28 protein-coding genes and 1 riboswitch are annotated in these 19,424 nt (G+C 28.7%); of the genes, 24 read left to right on the forward strand and 4 right to left on the reverse strand.

Going from position 1 to position 19,424, the window contains the following annotated elements:
* The 4 genes from acpS to recO are packed head-to-tail and all read left to right on the forward strand — an operon-like array spanning position 1 to position 2,471.
* On the forward strand, positions 1-387 hold the full coding sequence (gene acpS, locus ACIJYH_RS03030; RefSeq protein WP_435089060.1) for a holo-ACP synthase: 387 nt from the start codon (positions 1-3) through the stop codon (positions 385-387).
* Positions 384-1,121, forward strand: coding sequence for a signal peptidase I (gene lepB, locus ACIJYH_RS03035; protein ID WP_435163940.1), 738 nt, complete (start codon positions 384-386; stop codon positions 1,119-1,121). The genes acpS and lepB overlap by 4 nt, the downstream gene beginning before the upstream one ends.
* Entirely contained in the window at positions 1,121-1,786 is a 666-nt protein-coding gene (rnc, locus tag ACIJYH_RS03040; protein WP_435163943.1) for a ribonuclease III, read from the forward strand. The genes lepB and rnc overlap by 1 nt, the downstream gene beginning before the upstream one ends.
* A 4-nt stretch (positions 1,787-1,790) precedes the next feature.
* On the forward strand, positions 1,791-2,471 hold the full coding sequence (gene recO, locus ACIJYH_RS03045) for a DNA repair protein RecO (protein ID WP_435163946.1): 681 nt from the start codon (positions 1,791-1,793) through the stop codon (positions 2,469-2,471).
* On the opposite strand, the gene hemB is transcribed toward recO, so the two are convergent.
* On the reverse strand, positions 2,472-3,461 hold the full coding sequence (gene hemB / locus ACIJYH_RS03050; RefSeq protein ID WP_435163949.1) for a porphobilinogen synthase: 990 nt from the start codon (positions 3,459-3,461) through the stop codon (positions 2,472-2,474). It abuts the gene before it with no gap.
* 95 nt (positions 3,462-3,556) lie between these two features.
* On the opposite strand from hemB, the gene ACIJYH_RS03055 reads away from it, so the two are divergent.
* The 12 genes from ACIJYH_RS03055 to ACIJYH_RS03110 all read left to right on the forward strand — a co-directional run bounded on the left by ACIJYH_RS03055 (position 3,557) and on the right by ACIJYH_RS03110 (position 13,042).
* Entirely contained in the window at positions 3,557-3,721 is a 165-nt protein-coding gene (locus ACIJYH_RS03055) for a hypothetical protein (RefSeq protein ID WP_435163951.1), read from the forward strand.
* The gene (locus ACIJYH_RS03060) at positions 3,711-4,148 is read left to right on the forward strand and encodes an aspartyl/asparaginyl beta-hydroxylase domain-containing protein (RefSeq protein WP_435163954.1); all 438 of its coding nucleotides are present in this window, start codon (positions 3,711-3,713) and stop codon (positions 4,146-4,148) included. The genes ACIJYH_RS03055 and ACIJYH_RS03060 overlap by 11 nt, the downstream gene beginning before the upstream one ends.
* A 1-nt stretch (position 4,149) precedes the next feature.
* Entirely contained in the window at positions 4,150-4,575 is a 426-nt protein-coding gene (gene rpiB / locus ACIJYH_RS03065; RefSeq protein ID WP_435163957.1) for a ribose 5-phosphate isomerase B, read from the forward strand.
* A 2-nt stretch (positions 4,576-4,577) separates the two neighbouring features.
* Positions 4,578-5,885 (forward strand): serine hydroxymethyltransferase, encoded by a 1,308-nt coding sequence (gene glyA, locus ACIJYH_RS03070; RefSeq protein ID WP_435098432.1) that lies wholly within the window; start codon positions 4,578-4,580, stop codon positions 5,883-5,885.
* Positions 5,886-5,888: 3 nt separating this feature from the next.
* The gene (nrdR, locus tag ACIJYH_RS03075) at positions 5,889-6,347 is read left to right on the forward strand and encodes a transcriptional regulator NrdR (protein ID WP_271485343.1); all 459 of its coding nucleotides are present in this window, start codon (positions 5,889-5,891) and stop codon (positions 6,345-6,347) included.
* On the forward strand, positions 6,328-7,434 hold the full coding sequence (gene ribD, locus ACIJYH_RS03080; RefSeq protein WP_435163960.1) for a bifunctional diaminohydroxyphosphoribosylaminopyrimidine deaminase/5-amino-6-(5-phosphoribosylamino)uracil reductase RibD: 1,107 nt from the start codon (positions 6,328-6,330) through the stop codon (positions 7,432-7,434). The genes nrdR and ribD overlap by 20 nt, the downstream gene beginning before the upstream one ends.
* A 1-nt stretch (position 7,435) precedes the next feature.
* The gene (locus ACIJYH_RS03085; RefSeq protein ID WP_435163963.1) at positions 7,436-8,029 is read left to right on the forward strand and encodes a riboflavin synthase; all 594 of its coding nucleotides are present in this window, start codon (positions 7,436-7,438) and stop codon (positions 8,027-8,029) included.
* Entirely contained in the window at positions 8,016-9,116 is a 1,101-nt protein-coding gene (gene ribB, locus ACIJYH_RS03090; RefSeq protein WP_435163966.1) for a 3,4-dihydroxy-2-butanone-4-phosphate synthase, read from the forward strand. The genes ACIJYH_RS03085 and ribB overlap by 14 nt, the downstream gene beginning before the upstream one ends.
* Positions 9,116-9,505 (forward strand): 6,7-dimethyl-8-ribityllumazine synthase, encoded by a 390-nt coding sequence (ribH, locus tag ACIJYH_RS03095; RefSeq protein ID WP_435163968.1) that lies wholly within the window; start codon positions 9,116-9,118, stop codon positions 9,503-9,505. Before ribB ends, ribH begins: the two co-directional genes overlap by 1 nt.
* Positions 9,502-9,906, forward strand: a complete 405-nt coding sequence (locus ACIJYH_RS03100) for a transcription antitermination factor NusB (protein ID WP_435163971.1) — start codon at positions 9,502-9,504, stop codon at positions 9,904-9,906. Before ribH ends, ACIJYH_RS03100 begins: the two co-directional genes overlap by 4 nt.
* The gene (gene thiL / locus ACIJYH_RS03105) at positions 9,899-10,858 is read left to right on the forward strand and encodes a thiamine-phosphate kinase (RefSeq protein WP_435163973.1); all 960 of its coding nucleotides are present in this window, start codon (positions 9,899-9,901) and stop codon (positions 10,856-10,858) included. Before ACIJYH_RS03100 ends, thiL begins: the two co-directional genes overlap by 8 nt.
* A gap of 78 nt (positions 10,859-10,936) precedes the next feature.
* Positions 10,937-13,042, forward strand: coding sequence for a sodium-translocating pyrophosphatase (locus ACIJYH_RS03110; protein ID WP_435089078.1), 2,106 nt, complete (start codon positions 10,937-10,939; stop codon positions 13,040-13,042).
* Here the strand turns inward: ACIJYH_RS03110 and bamE are convergent.
* Entirely contained in the window at positions 13,029-13,514 is a 486-nt protein-coding gene (bamE, locus tag ACIJYH_RS03115; RefSeq protein WP_435163975.1) for an outer membrane protein assembly factor BamE domain-containing protein, read from the reverse strand. The two genes, ACIJYH_RS03110 and bamE, sit on opposite strands and share 14 nt — an antisense overlap.
* Here bamE and ACIJYH_RS03120 point away from each other — a divergent pair.
* From ACIJYH_RS03120 to ACIJYH_RS03145, 6 genes are read left to right on the forward strand one after another with little or no spacing between them, the layout of a single operon-like run.
* Positions 13,513-13,980, forward strand: coding sequence for a ubiquinol-cytochrome C chaperone family protein (locus tag ACIJYH_RS03120; protein WP_435163977.1), 468 nt, complete (start codon positions 13,513-13,515; stop codon positions 13,978-13,980). The genes bamE and ACIJYH_RS03120 overlap by 2 nt on opposite strands.
* 2 nt (positions 13,981-13,982) lie before the next feature.
* Positions 13,983-14,165 carry a 50S ribosomal protein L32 gene (gene rpmF / locus ACIJYH_RS03125; RefSeq protein WP_008544930.1) on the forward strand — a complete coding sequence of 61 codons (183 nt, stop codon included), beginning with the start codon at positions 13,983-13,985 and terminating at the stop codon, positions 14,163-14,165.
* A 12-nt stretch (positions 14,166-14,177) separates the two neighbouring features.
* A complete protein-coding gene (gene plsX, locus ACIJYH_RS03130) occupies positions 14,178-15,179 on the forward strand; it encodes a phosphate acyltransferase PlsX (protein WP_435163979.1) in 1,002 nt (333 codons plus the stop codon).
* A 4-nt stretch (positions 15,180-15,183) separates the two neighbouring features.
* A complete protein-coding gene (locus tag ACIJYH_RS03135; protein ID WP_435163982.1) occupies positions 15,184-15,483 on the forward strand; it encodes an integration host factor subunit alpha in 300 nt (99 codons plus the stop codon).
* Positions 15,476-15,847 (forward strand): MerR family transcriptional regulator, encoded by a 372-nt coding sequence (locus ACIJYH_RS03140; protein ID WP_435163985.1) that lies wholly within the window; start codon positions 15,476-15,478, stop codon positions 15,845-15,847. The genes ACIJYH_RS03135 and ACIJYH_RS03140 overlap by 8 nt, the downstream gene beginning before the upstream one ends.
* 1 nt (position 15,848) lies before the next feature.
* Positions 15,849-16,040: a 50S ribosomal protein L33 gene (locus ACIJYH_RS03145; RefSeq protein WP_028036963.1), complete on the forward strand. Its 192-nt coding sequence runs from the start codon at positions 15,849-15,851 to the stop codon at positions 16,038-16,040.
* Positions 16,041-16,043: 3 nt separating this feature from the next.
* Here ACIJYH_RS03145 and ACIJYH_RS03150 read toward each other — a convergent pair whose 3' ends face one another.
* Positions 16,044-16,331: a chorismate mutase gene (locus ACIJYH_RS03150; protein ID WP_435163988.1), complete on the reverse strand. Its 288-nt coding sequence runs from the start codon at positions 16,329-16,331 to the stop codon at positions 16,044-16,046.
* 43 nt (positions 16,332-16,374) lie between these two features.
* Between ACIJYH_RS03150 and ACIJYH_RS03155 the strand changes: the two genes are divergently transcribed.
* Complete coding sequence (locus ACIJYH_RS03155) at positions 16,375-17,400, forward strand: COX15/CtaA family protein (RefSeq protein ID WP_435163991.1); 1,026 nt, start codon at positions 16,375-16,377, stop codon at positions 17,398-17,400.
* Positions 17,401-17,429: 29 nt separating this feature from the next.
* Here the strand turns inward: ACIJYH_RS03155 and ACIJYH_RS03160 are convergent, their stop codons facing one another.
* A complete protein-coding gene (locus ACIJYH_RS03160; protein ID WP_435163994.1) occupies positions 17,430-18,758 on the reverse strand; it encodes an O-acetylhomoserine aminocarboxypropyltransferase/cysteine synthase family protein in 1,329 nt (442 codons plus the stop codon).
* Positions 18,759-18,760: 2 nt separating this feature from the next.
* Positions 18,761-18,827, reverse strand: a riboswitch (SAM riboswitch).
* 138 nt (positions 18,828-18,965) lie between these two features.
* On the opposite strand from ACIJYH_RS03160, the gene rplM reads away from it, so the two are divergent.
* Positions 18,966-19,424: a 50S ribosomal protein L13 gene (gene rplM / locus ACIJYH_RS03165; RefSeq protein WP_435089254.1), complete on the forward strand. Its 459-nt coding sequence runs from the start codon at positions 18,966-18,968 to the stop codon at positions 19,422-19,424.

The raw sequence follows: 19,424 nt of genomic DNA on the forward strand, positions 1-19,424 counted from the left end.
ATGAAAATTCTTGGTATTGGCGTTGATATAATCGAAAATAAAAGAATTCAAAACTCAATTAAAAATCCAAAATTTAAAGATAGAATTTATAGTTCAAAAGAACTTAAATTTTCATCTTTATCCAAAAATAAAGTTGATTATTTTTCTAAAAGATTTGCGGCCAAAGAAGCTTTTGCCAAAGCTATAGGAACAGGATTTAGAAATAATTTAAATTTTAAAGATATAGAGGTAATGAATGATAAACTTGGAAAGCCTTATTATGTTAAAACAAAAAAAATCACCAAAATAATTAAGAAAAAATTTAATGTTAGAGATTTTAATTGTTTTCTATCAATTTCTGATGAAAAGAAATATTCAACAGCATTTACTATAATTCAAACAATATGAAAATAGACAAAGATTTTTTTTCTGAAAACATAAAAACGCTTCTTTATGCTTTAATCATTGCTATTGTAATAAGATCTTTGTTAATACAGCCGTTTTATATTCCTTCATCATCAATGGAGCCAACATTACTTGTGGGTGATAGACTTTTTGTAACTAAGTATTCATATGGTTACAGCAAACACTCATTTCCATTTAGCCCACCCATTTTAAACAAAAGAATTTTATTTAATAGTCCAGAGAGAGGTGATGTAATAGTCTTTAAAACACCAGCAGATAACAGAACAGATTATATTAAAAGATTAATTGGATTACCGGGAGATAGAGTCCAGTTCATAGACGCTAATTTATATTTGAATAATAGTGAGATAATGAAATCTAGAGTTAAAAATAAGTTAGAGATAAATTGTGGTAGCAGAACTATTGATGTCTATAGATTTGAAGAAAAGTTATCTAATGGAAAAAAATTTCATACAGTTTATTTAAAAGATTATACTTATCAAAACTCAGATGTTTTTACAGTGCCAGAGGATCACTATTTTTTTCTTGGAGATAACAGGGATTGTTCCAAAGATAGCAGATTTTTAACAAGCGTTGGCTATGTTCATAAAGATAATCTTGTTGGAAAAGCTCAATTTATTTTTTTTTCATCTGATAGAAAGATAGGAAGCATTTTTGCTTTTTGGAAATGGCCTAAATCAATTAGATTTAATAGAACTTTTAATCGAATTAATTAATGAATATTAATTATCAGGATTTACAAAAAAAAATTAATGTTAAATTTAAAAATTTAGATTTATTAATACGTTCTCTTACACATAAAAGTTTCGATACAAACAAAAATAACGAAAAAATAGAATTTTTAGGAGATAGGGTTTTAGGATTAGTTATAGCTAAAAAACTTCTAGAAGCTTATCCAGATGAAAAAGAGGGCATACTTGATAAAAAATTTGCATCCCTTGTGAACAAAAAAACATGTTTAGAGATAGCAAAAAAAATTAATTTAGAAAAATTTATTCTAACTTTTAATTCAAAAAATAAAAAAATTAAGATTGAAGATAAGATCGTGTCAGATGGTTGTGAAGCTTTAATTGGAGCAATATATCTTGATAAAGGGATAATTGTAGCTGAAAAAGTAATCTTAAATTTATGGAAGAATAAAATTAAGGAGAGTGTTGTTACACAAATTGATGCTAAAACAAAATTACAAGAGTTAGCGTTAAAAAATTTTAAAAAGTTACCTAATTATAAACTTATCTCTAGCACAGGACCTCGTCACAAACCGTCATTTAAAGTTGGTGTTAAACTTCCAAATTCAAAATATTTTTTTGGGTTAGGTAAATCTAAAAAAGAGGCTGAACAAAATGCTGCCATTGCATGTTTAAAAAGTATAAGATTATAAAATTATGAACTGGATTGATGAAGGTTTTTTAATTGGCAAAAATAGATATAGTGAGAATTCTTTAATTGCCGAATTATATACAAAAGATCATGGAAAAATATCTGGCATAATTTTTGGAGGCACATCTAAAAAAATAAAGAATTATCTCCAAATAGGAAATAGATTGCATGTTAACTATAATTCTAAAAGCGATAATAGAATTGGATATTTTAAAGTAGAGATTTTAAATGCTTACAGCCCTTTATATTTTGATCACAAGCAAAAATTATCATGTATTACATCTGCAACAAACTTGATCAAAATTTTAACTGCTGAGTCCCAAGCTAATATTCAAGTTTATAAGATAATAGAAAATCTTTTCTTCATTTTAAAAGATAAACATTGGTTAAAAAAATATATTTTTTGGGAATTGGATCTACTAAAAATTCTTGGATACGATCTTGAGCTAGAAAACCTTGTTGAAAAAGATATGGTTGAAAATAAAACTGTTTATTATGCAAGTTCTTCAACAGAAAAAAAATATGTGCCTAATTTTTTAATTGAAAAAGAATTGGAGGTAAGTGATTTAAAAACTTTGTTGAATGGCTTGAAGTTAGTTGGAGATTATCTCGACAAAACCATTTTAAAACCAAATAATTTAAATTATCCAAATAATAGATTGTTATTTATTAATTCTTTGAAGTAGCTATTTTATAATTTTATCAATTCTATCCGCATAATAACTAACGATAGCGTTAGCTCCAGCTCTTTTAAAAGCAACTAAGCTTTCAAAAACAGCGTCTTCATTAATTAATTTTTTTTGTATTGCGTTTGAAATTAAACTGTATTCCCCTGATACTTGATATGCAAATACTGGTATTTTAAATTTTTCTTTAATTGATTTAATAATATCTAAATAAGGCATCCCTGGTTTCACCATAACCATATCTGCACCTTCTTTAATATCTAGTGCAACTTCTCTAATAGCTTCATCGCTATTTCTAAAATCCATTTGATATGTTTTTTTATCTCCTTTTAGTGATCCTTTTGAACCTACGGCATCTCTAAATGGACCATAAAAACTTGACGCATATTTAGCTGCATAAGATAGGATTTGAACATTTTGAAATCTTGATTTATCCAAGGCTTTTCTTATTTTTCCAATTCTTCCATCCATCATGTCAGATGGTGCTAACACATCACAACCCATTTCAGCTTGTAGCAAAGATTGATTTATCAAAACTTCTATTGTTTCATCGTTCATAATCTGATTTGATTTTATTAAACCATCATGACCATGAGATGTATATGGATCTAAAGCTACGTCACACATTATTCCTATTTGATTTTTATATTTCTTTTTAATCTCTATTATTGCTTTACAAACTAAGTTGTTTTCATTCAGTGACTCTGATCCAATTTCATCTTTTAAATTATTTTTAGTTTTAGGAAAAAGAGCCACCATTGGTATTTCTTTTTCAATTGCTCTATCTATAATTTGAGACAGTCTGTTAATTGTATATCGATAAACACCAGGCATTGATTTTATTGATTCTTTTTTATTAGATCCATCTATTAGAAAAATAGGTAATATGAAGTCACTTGGACTTAATGTATTTTCTTGAATTAATTTTCTAGACCAAGAATACTTTCTATTGCGTCTAAGTCTCAAGTTTGGATATTTTCCTGTTATCATGTTTTAATTTTTCTTTCAAAATGCGACAAATGTAATATACAAATATAGCTTAAAAAGGGTATTAAACAATTATTAAGGGTAAAAATATAAATATTATGACGCTAGATTTCCAAGATTTCCAAAAACAAGATGTAAATTTTGACATTAAAGAATTACAAAAAGCATATAATGAAATTGTAAAAATTAAAAATTTTGATGGCCCTGAAGGTATTACTAACTTTGGAGCTATATCTCTAACTCAAATTCCTGGTGATCCTTGAGTCAATAAAAGGGCATAAAGCGAGAGGAGTTTTTTGGACTTACCCAAACTCTTCAGGAAAAGAACAAATTAGAGACGAGAAAATAAACGAGTCTGCTTATTCAGAATTTATTGATGATTATAAAAAAACTTATTTTAAAGAAGTTTTTGATGTGTTGTCATCAAAATACAAATTAGGTAGAATTAGAATTTTATTAAAACAACCAAGGTCTACTTTAAGTTGGCATAGAGACCCAGAGCCACGATTACACATTCCAATAATTACAAACCCTGGATGCCATATGGTTATAGATAATGTTGCAAAACATTTGCCTGCTGATGGTTCTGTTTGGATTACAAATAATACTAAATATCATAATGCGTTTAATGGTGGTGAAGAAAATAGAATTCACCTAGTTGCTTGCGTATTAGATCATAAATTTAATTAATTTGAAAAAAATATTTATTTCATCTGATCACGCCGGTTATAAATTAAAAGAGGTTATCAAATTACACTTATCAAAAAAAAAAATATCTTTTCTTGATATGGGTCCTTATAATCATGACAGAGTTGATTATCCTGATTTTGCTCATAAAGTAGCTAGAAAAGTTAAAACTAATAAAAATAATGTTGGTATTTTGGTTTGTGGCTCAGGCATGGGGATGAATATTGCGGCGAATAGACATAAAAAAATTCGCGCAGCACAATGTTTTAATTTGAAATCAACAAAATTATCGAGATTGCATAATGATGCAAATATCATTACATTAGGTTCTAGGTTATTGACTAAAAGAGTTGCTTTAAATTGTGTAAGTGTTTTTTTAAATACTAAATTTGATGGGGGAAGACATTTAAAAAGAATAAAGAAAATATAATTATGTCTAGCGAAAAAAATTATATAAATGATAGTTACAGAAGTTTTTTTGAAGATAGTTTGTCTTTAAAAGATCCAGAACTTTATAAAGCTATCAAAGATGAATTAATCAGACAACAGCAACATATAGAGCTAATAGCCTCTGAAAATATAGTTTCTCAAGCAGTTCTGGAAGCCCAGGGTTCAGTTTTAACAAATAAATATGCAGAAGGTTACCCTGGAAAAAGATATTATAATGGCTGTGAACATGTTGATGTCGCTGAAAATTTAGCAATAGAAAGATTAAAAGAATTATTTAATTGCAAATTTGCAAATGCTCAGCCTCACTCTGGTGCTCAGGCAAATGGTGCTGTATTTTTAGCTTTATTGAATCCAGGTGATACTTTTATGGGAATGAGTTTAAATTCTGGTGGTCATATTACACATGGGTTAAAAATTTCAATGTCAGGTAAATGGTTTAATGCAATTGGATATGATGTAGATAAAGATTCTGAACTTATTGATTATGATAACGTTGAAAAACTTGCTTTGGAGCATAAACCAAAATTAATCATAGCTGGTGGTAGTGCTTATTCAAGAGTTATCGATTTTAAAAGATTTAGAGAAATTGCAGACAAAGTGGGTGCTTACCTGATGGTTGATATGGCACACTTTTCAGGTTTAGTTGCTGGTCAAGGGTATCCTAATCCTTGTGAACACGCTCATGTAGTTACCTCAACAACCCATAAAGTATTTAGAAGTGCGAGAGGTGGTATAATACTTACTAATCATGAAGAACTTTCTAAAAAATTTAATACTGCTGTATTTCCAGGTTATCAAGGCGGACCTTTAATGCACATCATAGCAGCTAAAGCTGCTGGATTCTTAGAGGCATTACAACCAGAATTTAAAGATTATATTAAATCGGTTTTATCAAACGCTAAAATATTAGCAGAGACTTTAAAAAATAACGGTTTCAAGATTTATTCGGATGGAACTGATACCCATTTAATGTTGGTAGACTTAAGGCCTTACAATGTTAAGGGAAACTTAGCAGCAGAAAGTTTATCAAGAGCAAATATAACTTGTAATAAAAATGGAATTCCTTTTGATGCAGAAAAACCCATGATTACATCAGGTATTAGACTAGGTACACAAGCAGCAACTACTAGAGGTTTTGGTTTAAATGAATTTAAAACTGTAGGTGAGCTGATAACTAGAAATTTAAAAGGATTATCAGAAAATCCAACTGATAATTCTAAGATTGAAAATGAAGTTAAAAATGAAGTTATTTCTTTAACCTCATCATTTCCAATATATAAGAATTTATAGTAAATGATTTGTTCAATTTGTAAAAAAGGCGAAACCTCAGTTGTTGACTCACGTCCTACTGAAGACGGTACTGCTATTAGAAGAAGAAGACTTTGTGTTTGTGGAGCTCGTTTTACAACATTTGAAAGAGTCCAGTTTAGAGAAATTATGGTTGTTAAAAAGAACGGGAGAAAATCTTCCTTTGATAGAGATAAATTGTCTAAATCAATTTATATCGCTCTTAAAAAACGACCTATAGACACAGAAACGGCTGAAAAATTTATAAGCAAGATTTCAAGAGCTTTAGAAGAACTTGGGCAAAGTGAAATTTCAACAAATACAATCGGAACAATGGTGATGGAAGGGCTTAAGGAATTGGATCCTGTTGCATATGTTCGATTTGCTTCAGTTTATAGAAACTTTAGAGAAGAAAAAGATTTTGTACAATTTGTTGACAAGCTTGATGTCTACAAAAAAAGATAAATTTTCAAAAAAAGATAAACTATATATGGGGCTTGCTCTTGATTTAGCAAAATCTCGAGAGGGTCATACAGGACCAAATCCTTCTGTAGGTTGTGTAATTGTAAAAGATGACAAAATAATATCTATTGGCCAAACATCTTTAAATGGAAGACCACATGCTGAATATAATGCAATTAAAAATTGTTATGAAGATTTGCAAGGTTCAAAAATGTATGTAACTTTAGAACCATGTTGTCATCAAGGTGTAACATCACCATGCACATCAGCAATAATTAAGTCAAAAATTAGTGAGGTTATTTATTCAATAAATGATGTCGATAAAAGAGTGAGAGGAAAATCAAAAAAAATTTTAAATTCAAAAAAAATTATTGTTAAAACAGGCTTGCTTAAAGATAAAATTAAAGAATTCTATAATTCTTATTTCTATAATAGAAAATATGAACTGCCTTTTGTAACAGGTAAAATCGCAGTATCAAAAAATAATTTAATTTATAGTAAAGGGAATAAAAGGATAACAAATTACTTATCAGATAATTTTACTCATTTATTAAGGTATAAAAATGATTCTATTATGGTTTCTTACAAAACTCTCAATAAAGATAATTCAAAATTAAATTGTAGATTAAAAAATGTAAAAAATTTCTCACCTAAAAGAATTATCTTAGATAATAAATTAAATCTTAATACACAAAGTTTTTTATTTAAAAGTATCAAAAAAAATAACACTATAGTTTTTTATAATGAAGCAATTAAATCAAAAATTAAAGAATTTAAAAAAAATAAGATTAGATTAATAAAATCAAAATTATCTAAAGATAAAAAATTTAATATGAAGGTTATCTTTAAAAGAATATATGCTTTAGGAGCAAGAAATATTTTGATCGAAGGAGGAAATGAATTAACAACTCATCTTGTTAAAAAAAGATTATTTAATAAGTTTTATTTATTCAAAAGCAAAAAAATCTTATCTAAACTTGTTGAATATAAGGAGTTTACTGCCTTAAAAGATCTTAAGAAAAATTATAAAAATAGATTAAATTTAAAATTAAATTTTGGTAAAGATACAATAACTTTGTATAAAAATTAAGATGTTTAATGGAATAATATATAACCAGGGCACAATATTAAAAGTATTAAAAAGACCTAAGGGTATTAATATATTTGTAAAAAGTAATTTAAAATTAAATAAAAAAGACATCGGTTTGTCTGTTGCTTGTGATGGTGTTTGTCTTACCTTAATTTCATTTAAATCAAAATTAATGGAATTTTATCTTTCAAACGAAACTCTTGTTAGATCTAAATTTAAATTTTTAAAAAATAATGATATTTTAAATCTTGAGTTACCATTAAGTTATGGAACAAAAATTTCAGGACACATATGTCAAGGTCACGTAGATACTGTTGCGCGTGTATTAAACATTAAGAAAATTGATAAATCTTATCTATTTGAATTCCAAATTCCAATCACAAAACGAAAAAACTTAATTGAAAAAGCATCAATATGCGTAAATGGTATATCTCTTACAATATCAAAAGTTTCAAAAAAAGGCTTTCAAATTTGGGTTATACCTCACACATACAATGAAACAAATTTAGCAGGTCTTAAGAAAAATGATCTTGTTAATATAGAGATAGATATCTTATCTAAATACGTTAGAAATTATTTTAATGACAAAAAATAATTTTGCATCAATTGAAACCATTATTAATGTAGCTAAAAAAGGCGGCATGTTTATTCTTGTTGATGATGAAAAAAGGGAAAACGAAGGAGATTTGATTATCTCTACATCTAATTCAAATGCAAAAAATATAAATTTTATGGCTAAGTATGGTCGAGGTTTAATTTGTTTAGCATTAGATACTGTTCAAGCTAAAAGATTAAATCTATCTTTAATGTCATCTAACAATCAATCTCGAAACAAAACTGCCTTTGCAATTTCAATTGAAGCAAAAAAGGGTATTACCACAGGAATTTCAGCAAAAGATAGAGCCAAAACAATTAATATCGCCTCAAAAAAAAATGTTAAGAAAAGCGATATTGTTTCACCAGGTCATATATTTCCAATAATAGCAAAAGATGGTGGTGTTCTAGTTAGAGCTGGTCACACTGAGGCTTCTGTAGACATATCTAAGTTAGCTAAGAAAAATAATTCAGCAGTAATTTGTGAAATTATGAATGAAGATGGAACGATGGCTAAAGGCCAAAATTTATTTGATTTTGCAAAAAGACATAAATTAAAGATCGGTAAAATTGAAGATTTAATTGCTTACAGATTAAAAAAAGAAAAATTAATCAAATTAAAAAAACAGAGTTTTATCATAGTTAAAAATCAAAAATACAAAATACGAATTTATGAAAATCTTCTTGATGGATCAGAACATTTTGCTCTAATTAAAGGAACTATAAAAAAAGGTATAACGCCAAGAGTAAGAGTTATTTCGTCTAATGTTGTGCAAAATTATTTAATAAACCAGCAATTACCAAATTCTTTTAATAAGACACTTAATTATTTTAAAAAATTTAATAGTTGCGTACTGATATTCATAAAAGATACTAATTTAAGATCTGTTACCCAAACTTTAAAAGACTATAAAAATAAAGATTTTTATAAAAAAGGAAAAGATAAATTAATTAGAAATTATGGTATTGGTGCTCAGATAATTAAAGACTTAAAAATAAAAAACATGACCTTAATTACAAAATCTCCTAAAAAAGTTATAGGTTTAGATGGTTATGGTATAAGAATTACTAAACAAGAAATAATTTGATGAAAAAAAAATGTTTAATAGTTGTGGCAGATTACTATAAAGATATAGCAAAAGGCCTTCTTGATAGCGCTTTAAAATTAATTCCAAAATCTAATATTATTAAGATTGTTCGTGTGCCGGGTGTTTTTGAAATACCAGTAACAATATCAAAAAATATTAAAAAATATGACGCTTTTTTAGCACTTGGCTGTGTTATTAAAGGTGAAACTCCTCATTTTGATTTCATATCTCAAGCTTCGACAAATGCTATTATGGATTTATCTGTACTTAACAAAAAACCAATTGGAAATGGGATTATAACTTGTTTAAATATGAGTCAGGCTAAATTCAGAAAAAAAAAAGGTGCTGAAGCAGCTATGGCGGTAAATTCAATTTTATCCCAAAAATGAAAACTCACTATAATCCAAAAAATAATCCAAGAGTAATTATAATCCAAAAATTATATGGTAAATTTTATAACGAAGACAATGATTTAGAATTTCCAAAACATAGATTTAAAAAATTTATTAAAGATATTGTTTTTGGAACAATAGAGCGCAATGATCTAATATTGGATGAATTAAATAATAAGCTTGGAGATGAGTTTGTATTAGACAATTTAGATAAAGTTTTTCAAACTATATTAAAAGCAGCAACATATGAATTTTTATATAAACCAAATATTTCTATCAATATCATAATTAAAGAATATCTAAACTCATCAAATTTTTTTTTAGAAGATTCTCAGACTAAATATCTGAACGCTTTACTGGACAATGTTGGAAAAAAATTAAGAACTTCAAATGCGTGAATTTGAGTTAATTAAAAAGTATTTTTCAAATTTATCTAAATCAAATAAATCTTCATTGAATTTAAATGATGATGTTTTCTTTGATAAAAATAGATCTCTTGTTATTTCAATTGACACATATAATGAGGGAGTTCATTTTCTGGATTTTAAAAAACCAGATTTAGTTATTAAAAAGATTTTGAGATCATCTATTTCGGATCTAATATGCAAAGGTGTTTCTCCAAAATATTATTTTATATCAGGTAGCGGCAATAAAAAAACATTTACAAATAAAAATTTATCAAAAATTTCAAATTCATTAAAACATGAACAAAATAAATATGGAATTCATTTGTGTGGAGGTGACACAACTTTTTCAAACAAATTAAGTTTTTCAATAACTTCTGTTGGTTTTTCAAAAAACATTATTTTCAGAAATAAAGCAAAACTTAATGATGACATATATGTAACTGGTAATCTTGGCGATAGTTTTGTTGGTTTAAAAATTTTACAAAATAAAATTAGTTCTACAAAAATAATTGAAAATTATTTTATAAAAAAATATTTTGAACCTGATATTCAAATAAAGTTAACAACAGCATTATTAAGATTTGCTAACTCATCAATAGATGTATCTGATGGTCTGATAGATGATCTTACAAAAATGATAAATAATCAGAGATTATCATATAAAATTTATGAGGAAAAAATTCCAATATCTAAAAAATTGAGCTCTTTTCTTAAAAAAAATAATCTTAAAAAATTAAATTTTATCTCAAACGGAGATGATTATCAGATTTTATTTACGGCTGGCGTTGAGAAATCTAGAATCATTTCACGCACATCAAGAAAACTTGGCATTAAAATAACCAAAATTGGTAAAATTACTTCAAATAAGAAAAAATCAGCTATCATGAGTGAAAAAGGTCAGCATTTACTTGTGAAAAGTCATGGCTATGAACACCAATTCTAAAAGTTAATTATTGTCTTTTTTAGCTTTTTTTGTATTGTCCGGGCTTAAAATTTAACAACCAACAACCTTAAGGTTTATATGAGCGCAACAGTCGAGACTATTTTATTATACACAATCGGAGCTGGTTTTTTATCCATAGTTTATGGATTTTTTACTGGAAAAAATATTTTAAATCAAAGTGCAGGTAATGCAAAAATGCAAGATATAGCATCTGCAATTCAAATTGGTGCCAAAGCTTATCTAGCAAGACAATACAAAACAATAGCAATTGTTGGTGTAGTTGTTCTAGTAATTGTAAGTGTTGCCTTTAGTCCTTTAGTAGGTTTAGGATATTTAGTTGGTGCTGCGTTATCTGGTATTGCTGGTTATGTTGGTATGCTTGTCTCTGTTGAAGCAAATGTTAGAACTGCAGAAGCTTCTAGAAAAGGTCTTGCTCAAGGTTTGTCAGTGGCATTTAAATCAGGTGCTGTAACAGGCATGTTGGTTGCAGGTTTAGCGTTGTTAGCTATCGCTGTTTATTATTATTATTTACTAAAATTTAATATTGATGAAAGAGAAATAGTTAATGCTCTTGTTGCGTTAGGTTTTGGTGCTTCTCTTATTTCAATTTTTGCAAGATTAGGCGGTGGAATATTTACTAAAGGTGCTGATGTAGGTGCTGACTTAGTTGGTAAAGTTGAAGCTGGTATTCCAGAGGATGACCCTAGAAACCCCGCTGTAATTGCTGATAACGTTGGTGATAATGTTGGTGATTGTGCTGGAATGGCTGCTGATTTATTTGAAACCTATGCAGTTACAATTGTAGCAACAATGGTTTTGTCGTCAATTTTCTTTCAAGGAGATATGAGTATGATGATTTATCCACTAACAATTGGTGGTGCTTGTATCTTAACTTCAATTTTAGGAACATTTTTTGTTAAACTTGGAAAAGATAAAAATGTAATGAATGCATTATATAAAGGTTTTGTTGTATCTGCTATTTCTTCAATAGTGATTTTATACCCAGTGACAGATCATGTAATAGGATTTGCTACTGAATATAATGTTAATGGAAAAAATTTTACTGGAATGAGTTTGTATTACTGTGGGATAATTGGTCTTATAATTACCGGTTTATTAATCTGGATCACTGAATATTACACAGGTACGAATTATAGACCTGTTAAATCTGTTGCTGCTTCGTCGACAACAGGTCACGGTACTAATGTTATTCAAGGTTTAGCTGTTTCTATGGAGGCAACTGCTGTACCTGCGTTAATTATTGTTGCTGGAATTTTAGCTACAAATTCAATCGCTGGACTTTTTGGTATAGCAATTGCTGTAACCACTATGTTAGCTTTAGCTGGGATGGTCGTTGCTCTTGATGCTTATGGACCAGTTACTGATAACGCTGGTGGAATTGCTGAAATGTCTAACCTAGACAAAAAAGTAAGAAAAACAACTGATGCTCTCGATGCTGTTGGTAATACCACTAAAGCTGTTACCAAAGGTTATGCTATCGGATCTGCTGGTTTAGGGGCTCTAGTTTTGTTCGCAGCTTATGTAGAGGATATAAAACATTTTTCAGGTGTAGCTGGCTCTAAATTAGAAGGTATTGTTGTAACCTTTGATTTATCAAACCCTTACGTAGTTGTTGGCTTGTTAATAGGGGGAATGCTTCCTTACTTATTTGGTTCAATGGGAATGCAAGCTGTTGGAAGAGCGGGTGGTGCTGTTGTAATAGAAGTTAGAAGACAATTTAAAAAATTTCCTGGCATCATGAAAAGAAAACAAAAACCAGATTATGCTAAATTAGTTGATCTTTTAACTGTAGCAGCAATTAAAGAGATGATTATACCATCTTTGTTGCCTGTCTTATCTCCAGTTGTTCTTTATTTTATTATCCTTGCTATCGGTGGACAGGTTGCTGCATTGGCTGCTGTTGGCGCTATGTTGTTAGGTGTTATTATTACAGGACTTTTTGTGGCAGTTTCAATGACCGCAGGTGGTGGTGCATGGGATAATGCTAAAAAGTACATCGAAGATGGAAATCATGGTGGGAAAGGTTCAGAAGCTCATAAAGCTGCTGTTACGGGAGACACTGTTGGTGATCCGTACAAAGATACAGCAGGTCCTGCAGTTAACCCAATGATTAAGATAACAAACATTGTAGCTTTGTTATTGTTAGCAGTTATCGCTGGCTAATTTCTTTTTGTTTATCGGCCCTCTTACCAAGAGGGTCGTTAATCTTTTGCCTCATACTTGACATAAAATCATACACAAAAGTATTTTTTTTATATCCAATTTCTGTTTTATTTTTTGCAATTTTTATTTTTTTCATATCTTCTTTATTATAAAACTCTTTTTTTTTAAGCATTCCATAATCATCTATTTCTAAAACCAAAACATCATTTCTATATATTTTCATTTTACCAAGATTTATTAATTTTGATTGTGTTTGTTTTCTTTCAATATAGATCCACACATCATTATCAAATTTACTTTTAGTGGAAGGATTGCCTAAAATTTTCATTATATCATTTTTATTAGTTTTATTAACAATTAATGAAGATTGTTTTTTTTCTAAAAAAGGCACACCATGGTGATTAACAACTTTTTTAAAGGAGCAATTTGAAACTATTAATGAAAGAAAAATTATATATAATATTTTGGTCATGAATAAAAAATATCTATATATCTATAACAATTTAATAAATTTCACTAGAAATAAAGATTTATATAAATCTTTGGATAGAGATGATATTTTTTCAGATCGTTTAACTTTATTTTTATTACATTTTGCTTTTTTTCTAAAAAATTTTAAAAATGAGGAAAATAAGATTATTTTACAAGAGATTTATGATTTTAACTTCAGGCAACTTGAACTTAGTATAAGAGAAATAGGTTATGGCGATCAATCAATTAATAAAAAAATGAAAGATTACATTAATTTATTTCATTCAATGGTTTCAGAAATTCATTTTTGGAATAAATTAACAAGAAAACAGAAACTTGCAAAAATTTCAATTTTTTTAACTGATTTTAAAAAAAATGATCAATTACTTGATTATTTTGAGATTTTTGATGAAAATTTATCAAAAAAAACTTTGAATTCTTATTTAAAAAGTGTAAGTAACCACTGATTATGGCTGTACCAAAACGTAAACAAACCCCTTCCAGAACTGGAATGAGAAGAGCTCAAACGATGAAATATTCAACAAAGAATATTGTTGAAGATAAAAAATCTGGTGAGTATCGATTATCTCATCATTTAGATTTAAAAACAGGTATGTATAAGGGCAGACAAGTTTTAGACCCAAAAGAATAATATAAATCTAAAATGACTGATCTGATAAAAATTGCAGTTGATGCAATGGGCGGTGATAACTCTCCAAATAAAATTATTGATGGGGTAATCTTAAATCATAAATCAAATAAGAATATATTTTATAAAATTTTTGGAGATAAAAATAAAATTAACAGTCTCATTGACGATAAAATTGGTAATGAATTTTATGAAATCATCCACACATCTGATGTAGTTAAAAGTACTGATAGCCCACTAGAGGGTGCTAAAAGAGGCAAAAATACAAGTATGTGGCTTGCAATAGATAGTGTTAAGAAAAAAGAAGCGGATATTGTGGTATCAGCTGGTAACACTGGTGCTTTACTTGTTATTTCAAAACTAAATCTTAAGATGATAGAAAATATTGATAAACCAGCATTATCAGCTTTATGGCCAAATAAAAAAGGGATGAGTGTTGTATTAGATTTGGGTGCAAATATTGAATGTAGTTCTAAAAATTTATTAGATTTTTCTATAATGGGTGCATCTCTTTATACCTCGTTATATCCTGGTGATAAACCAAATGTAGGTTTACTAAATATTGGATCAGAAGAATTAAAAGGACATGAAACAATTAAAGAAACTTATCAAACTTTAAATGATAAGAAATCTGAAAATTATAATTTTTCTGGCTATATAGAAGGTAATCACTTAATGGATGGAGAGGTCAATGTGATTGTTTCTGATGGTTTTACAGGAAATGTAGCTTTAAAAACTGCTGAAGGCACTGCCAATTTTATTACTAGTGAACTTAAAAAAGCTATGACTGGATCAATAATTGGAAAAATCTCATCTTTATTAAATATTTCAAATTTGAATAAATTTAAAAAACGCTTAGATCCAAGACTTTATAATGGAGCTATATTTATTGGACTTGATTCACCAGTTGTAAAAAGTCACGGCGGAACTGATTTTATTGGTTTTTCAAACTCTCTAGATGTTTGTCATAGAATTGTAAAAGGTAATTTGATAGAAAAGATCAAGCAAAATATTTAAACTAATGAGAATAAACTTAACTAAAAAAGACTTAGTTAATTTGGTGTATATGCAGCTGGGTTTTTCAAAACAAATCTCTGAAAACCTTATTGAAGATTTTCTAGCAACAATTGTCACAAATATTAAACAAGAAAAAAAATTAAAATTATCTAAATTTGGAACTTTTTCTGTTAGACAAAAAAAATCTCGAATAGGTAGAAACCCAAAAACTAAAGAGAATAAAATGATTTCTTCTAGAGATGTTGTGTTATTTAAGCCATCAAAAGAATTTAAAGAATTTATAAATTTAAAAGATAATGGATAAATCTGACAGCGCTTACAAAACAATAGGTGAGGTCGCAAAAATATTAAATCTAAAATCTAATAAAAAAGGTATTCTACCAACTCATACAATTAGATTTTGGGAAACTCAATTTAAGCAAATTAAACCTAAAATCTTAAACTCAAACAGAAGATATTATGATGAAAACTGCATTAATCTTCTCAAAAAAGTTAAATTTCTTCTTAAAGAACAGGGCATGACAATTAATGGTGTAAAAAAGATCCTAAACGGAGGCGAGTTTTTAGAACTTGACGAAATTGCAAATAATTCTATAAAAGCTGATAATTTAAGAAATAAATTAATTAAAATTTCTAAAATTGTAAAAAACTTAAAAAATTTAAAATAATATGGCTAAAAAAACACACGTAAAAGTTAGACTGGTTCCAGAGTCTAAACCTGACAGTCCATTCTTTTATTATGTTAAAAAACCTGCTGGCGGTGAAAAAGCTAAAGTAAAGCTGTCTGCTAAAAAATATAATCCTGCAACTAGAAAACATGAAACTTTTGTGGAAAAGAAACTTCCACCACACAGTAAGTAATTATTATTTTTTAAAATTTCTTCTCTCGTAGTCGATATATGACCAGATCATATTTTTCCAAATTCTATTAGTGATTTTTGGATCGATTTTTAATTTTTTTGATTTTCCTTTGATTTTGTTAAGGATAAAATTAATTCTTTTTTGGTCAACTATTTCTTTTTTAAACTCTTTTAACTTAAGCACCTCTTTTACAAGGCCTGTTCTGTATTTAATCAGAGAAAGAAGCTTATTATCAAGTTTATCAAGCTTAACTCTAATTATATTTAATTTTTTTTTATTATTAGGCGACATTTAATTTATTGGATTAATTAATAATTATTATATTTATCTACACATGTACAGTGCGAATAGTCATATAAATTATCAATTAAAAATTTGGTTACTTATATTATTGTCATTGATTATTTTGATTATCTTAGTAGGTGGACTAACAAGATTAACAGATTCAGGTCTGTCCATTACTACATGGGAATTATTTGTAGGTTTTCTTCCCCCTTTAACAAATGATAAATGGATAGATTATTTTAATCTTTATAAGACAATACCGGAATATCAGGAACAAAACTTTAATATGACTTTAGATGAGTTTAAACTAATTTTTTGGTGGGAATGGGCCCATCGACAACTAGGTCGACTAATTGGTTTGATTACATTATTACCGCTCCTGTATTTTGCAATTAAAAATGGTTTATGGGTTGTAAAAAGATATGGCATAATTTTTATTTTAGTTTGCTTGCAAGGTTTTTTAGGATGGTACATGGTATCCAGTGGTTTAGTAAATAGAATTGATGTCAGTCATTATAGATTATCCATACATTTGTTTACAGCCTTTATTATTCTTTCAATTGTTTTTTGGAATGTTTTAAAATTAACCAAACTACAAATTAATCAAATTTCTATTAAATTATTTTTTATTAAATTTTTTCTTGTTTTGCTATTTATACAATTAATTATTGGTGCTTTTGTATCAGGTATGGATGCTGGAACCATTTATAATACATGGCCTTTAATGGGCGCTTCTTATTTTCCAGATGATAGTAAAATGATTGAATTTTTAAGCATTTCTGTTTTTGATAATCCTTCTATTGTACAATTTTTACATAGAAATTTAGCCTACCTAATCATGATAGTTTATATTTTTCTGTTAATTTCTATCTTCAAGGAAAGAAATAAAATATTTATAAAACCAATTTTAATTATTGGGATAAGTTTGTTTTTACAGGTTGTGTTAGGAGTATTAACTATTTTATCTGGAGTAAAGATTATTTATGCATCTTTACACCAGATAAATTCTATTTTGATAATATTATCGACTTTATATTTCCTCTACATATCCAGGTATGAGGAAAAAACTAATTAGTTTCTATTTGTTGACATATAAAACTCAAATTAACTAACAGCTTTTAATTTACCTTTAGAAGAATTCTCTAAAGCTTGATCCAAATCATCAATGATATCGTCTATATGCTCCAAGCCAATACTCAATCTTACATAACCAGGTGTTACTCCAGCTGCAGCTAACTCATCTTCAGTAAGTTGACTATGTGTTGTTGTTGCCGGATGAATTGCTAAGCTTCTAGCATCACCAATGTTTGCAACATGGTAGAACATTTTCAAAGACTTAATAAATCTTTTCCCTGCTTCAATACCTCCAGCTAGTTCAATGCCAACTAGCGCACCATAACCACCTTTAAGATATTTTTTAGCTCTACTATTTATTTCATCATTATGTTCAGTAGCATAAATCACTTTATCGACCGCTTTATGTTTCTTTAAATAATCAACAACTTTAGAAGCATTTTCACAATGTTGTTTCATTCTTAAAGCTACGGTTTCTAAACCTTGAATTACCCCAAAGGCATTATCAGGTGATAGTGCTGAGCCAAGATCTCTTAAAATTGTTACTCTTGCTCTCACTGCAAAAGAAACATTAGCACCTGTAAGTTCTGGAACAGCTTTTCCCCAAACTACACCTCCATAGCTAGCATCAGGTTCGTTGAAAAGAGGTTGCCTTTTTGGATCTGCTGTCCAATCAAAATTACCACCATCAACTAAAGCTCCACCAACAACAGTTCCGTGACCAGCTATATATTTTGTCAGCGAATAAACCACAACAGCAGCCCCATGTTCTAATGGCTTACAAATTACCGGTGCAGCTGTATTATCAACAATAAGTGGTATATTGTATTTTCTTCCAATATCTGAAACTTCTTTGATAGGAAAAGCTCTTAAATATGGATTTGGTAAAGTTTCTCCATAAAAAGCTCTTGTTTTATCATCTATAGCTTTTTCAAAGTTTTTTGGATCAGAAGGGTCAGCATATCTTACTTCAATACCAAGTTTGCTTAAAGTATGCGTGAATAAAGATACAGTTCCACCATAAAGATCTGTTGAACTAACAATATTATCTCCAGCTTGAGCAACATTTAATATTGCAAAAGTTGAAGCTGTTTGTCCTGATGAAACGGTTAAACTTGCTAAGCCTCCATCAAGTGCCGCCAGTCTTTTTTCCAATACATCATTGGTTGGGTTCATGATTCTTGTGTAAATATTGCCAAACTCTTTTAATGCAAACAGGTTGGCTGCATGCTCCGTGCTATTGAATTGATATGATGTAGTTCTATAGATAGGCACTGCTACAGCATTTGTTGCAGTATCACTTCTGTAGTCTCCACCATGAATTGCGATAGTTTCTGGATTATTTCTTTTTGTACTCATTTTTACTCCTTTTTTAGTGCTTTAACTTAATGTAAGGCGCACAATATAGTTCAAATGCCTACCGATAATGTTGTGTAAATTCCTGTTTAGCAGTTTTATGCCCGCAATAGGATCAAATCGGCTCAAACCTTTTAGCAGATAAGTATTGTAATGCAAGCCAAATATCAAATTGACTTTGCAATTAATAATAGTATTAATCCTGGCACAATGACAAAATTTGTAAAAAAAGACCAAGTAACATCATCATGGTTCGAGATAGACGCAACTAATGCTGTTGTTGGTAGATTAGCAACTGTTATTTCAAAAATTATTCGTGGCAAAAACAAAACTACTTATACTCCTCATATGGACCACGGTGATTTTGTTGTAGTTAAAAATATCGAACAAGCAAAATTTACTGGAAAAAAGTTTGAGGATAAAATCTATTATAGACACACTGGCCACCCAGGTGGAATTAAAGAGACTACACCTGAGAAATTACACGAAAAAAAACCAGGTGAAACTTTAAAGCTTGCCGTAAAAAGAATGCTTCCTGGTGGAGTGTTAGGTAGAAAACAATTAACTAAATTAAAAATTTATACAGGTAGTGATCATCCACATGCAGCACAAAATCCTCAAATTATTGAGTTAGGCAAATTAAACAGCAAAAACTTAGTTAGAAACTAA

The organism is Candidatus Pelagibacter bacterium nBUS_25, from assembly GCF_051200975.1.
Lineage (GTDB): Bacteria > Pseudomonadota > Alphaproteobacteria > Pelagibacterales > Pelagibacteraceae > Pelagibacter.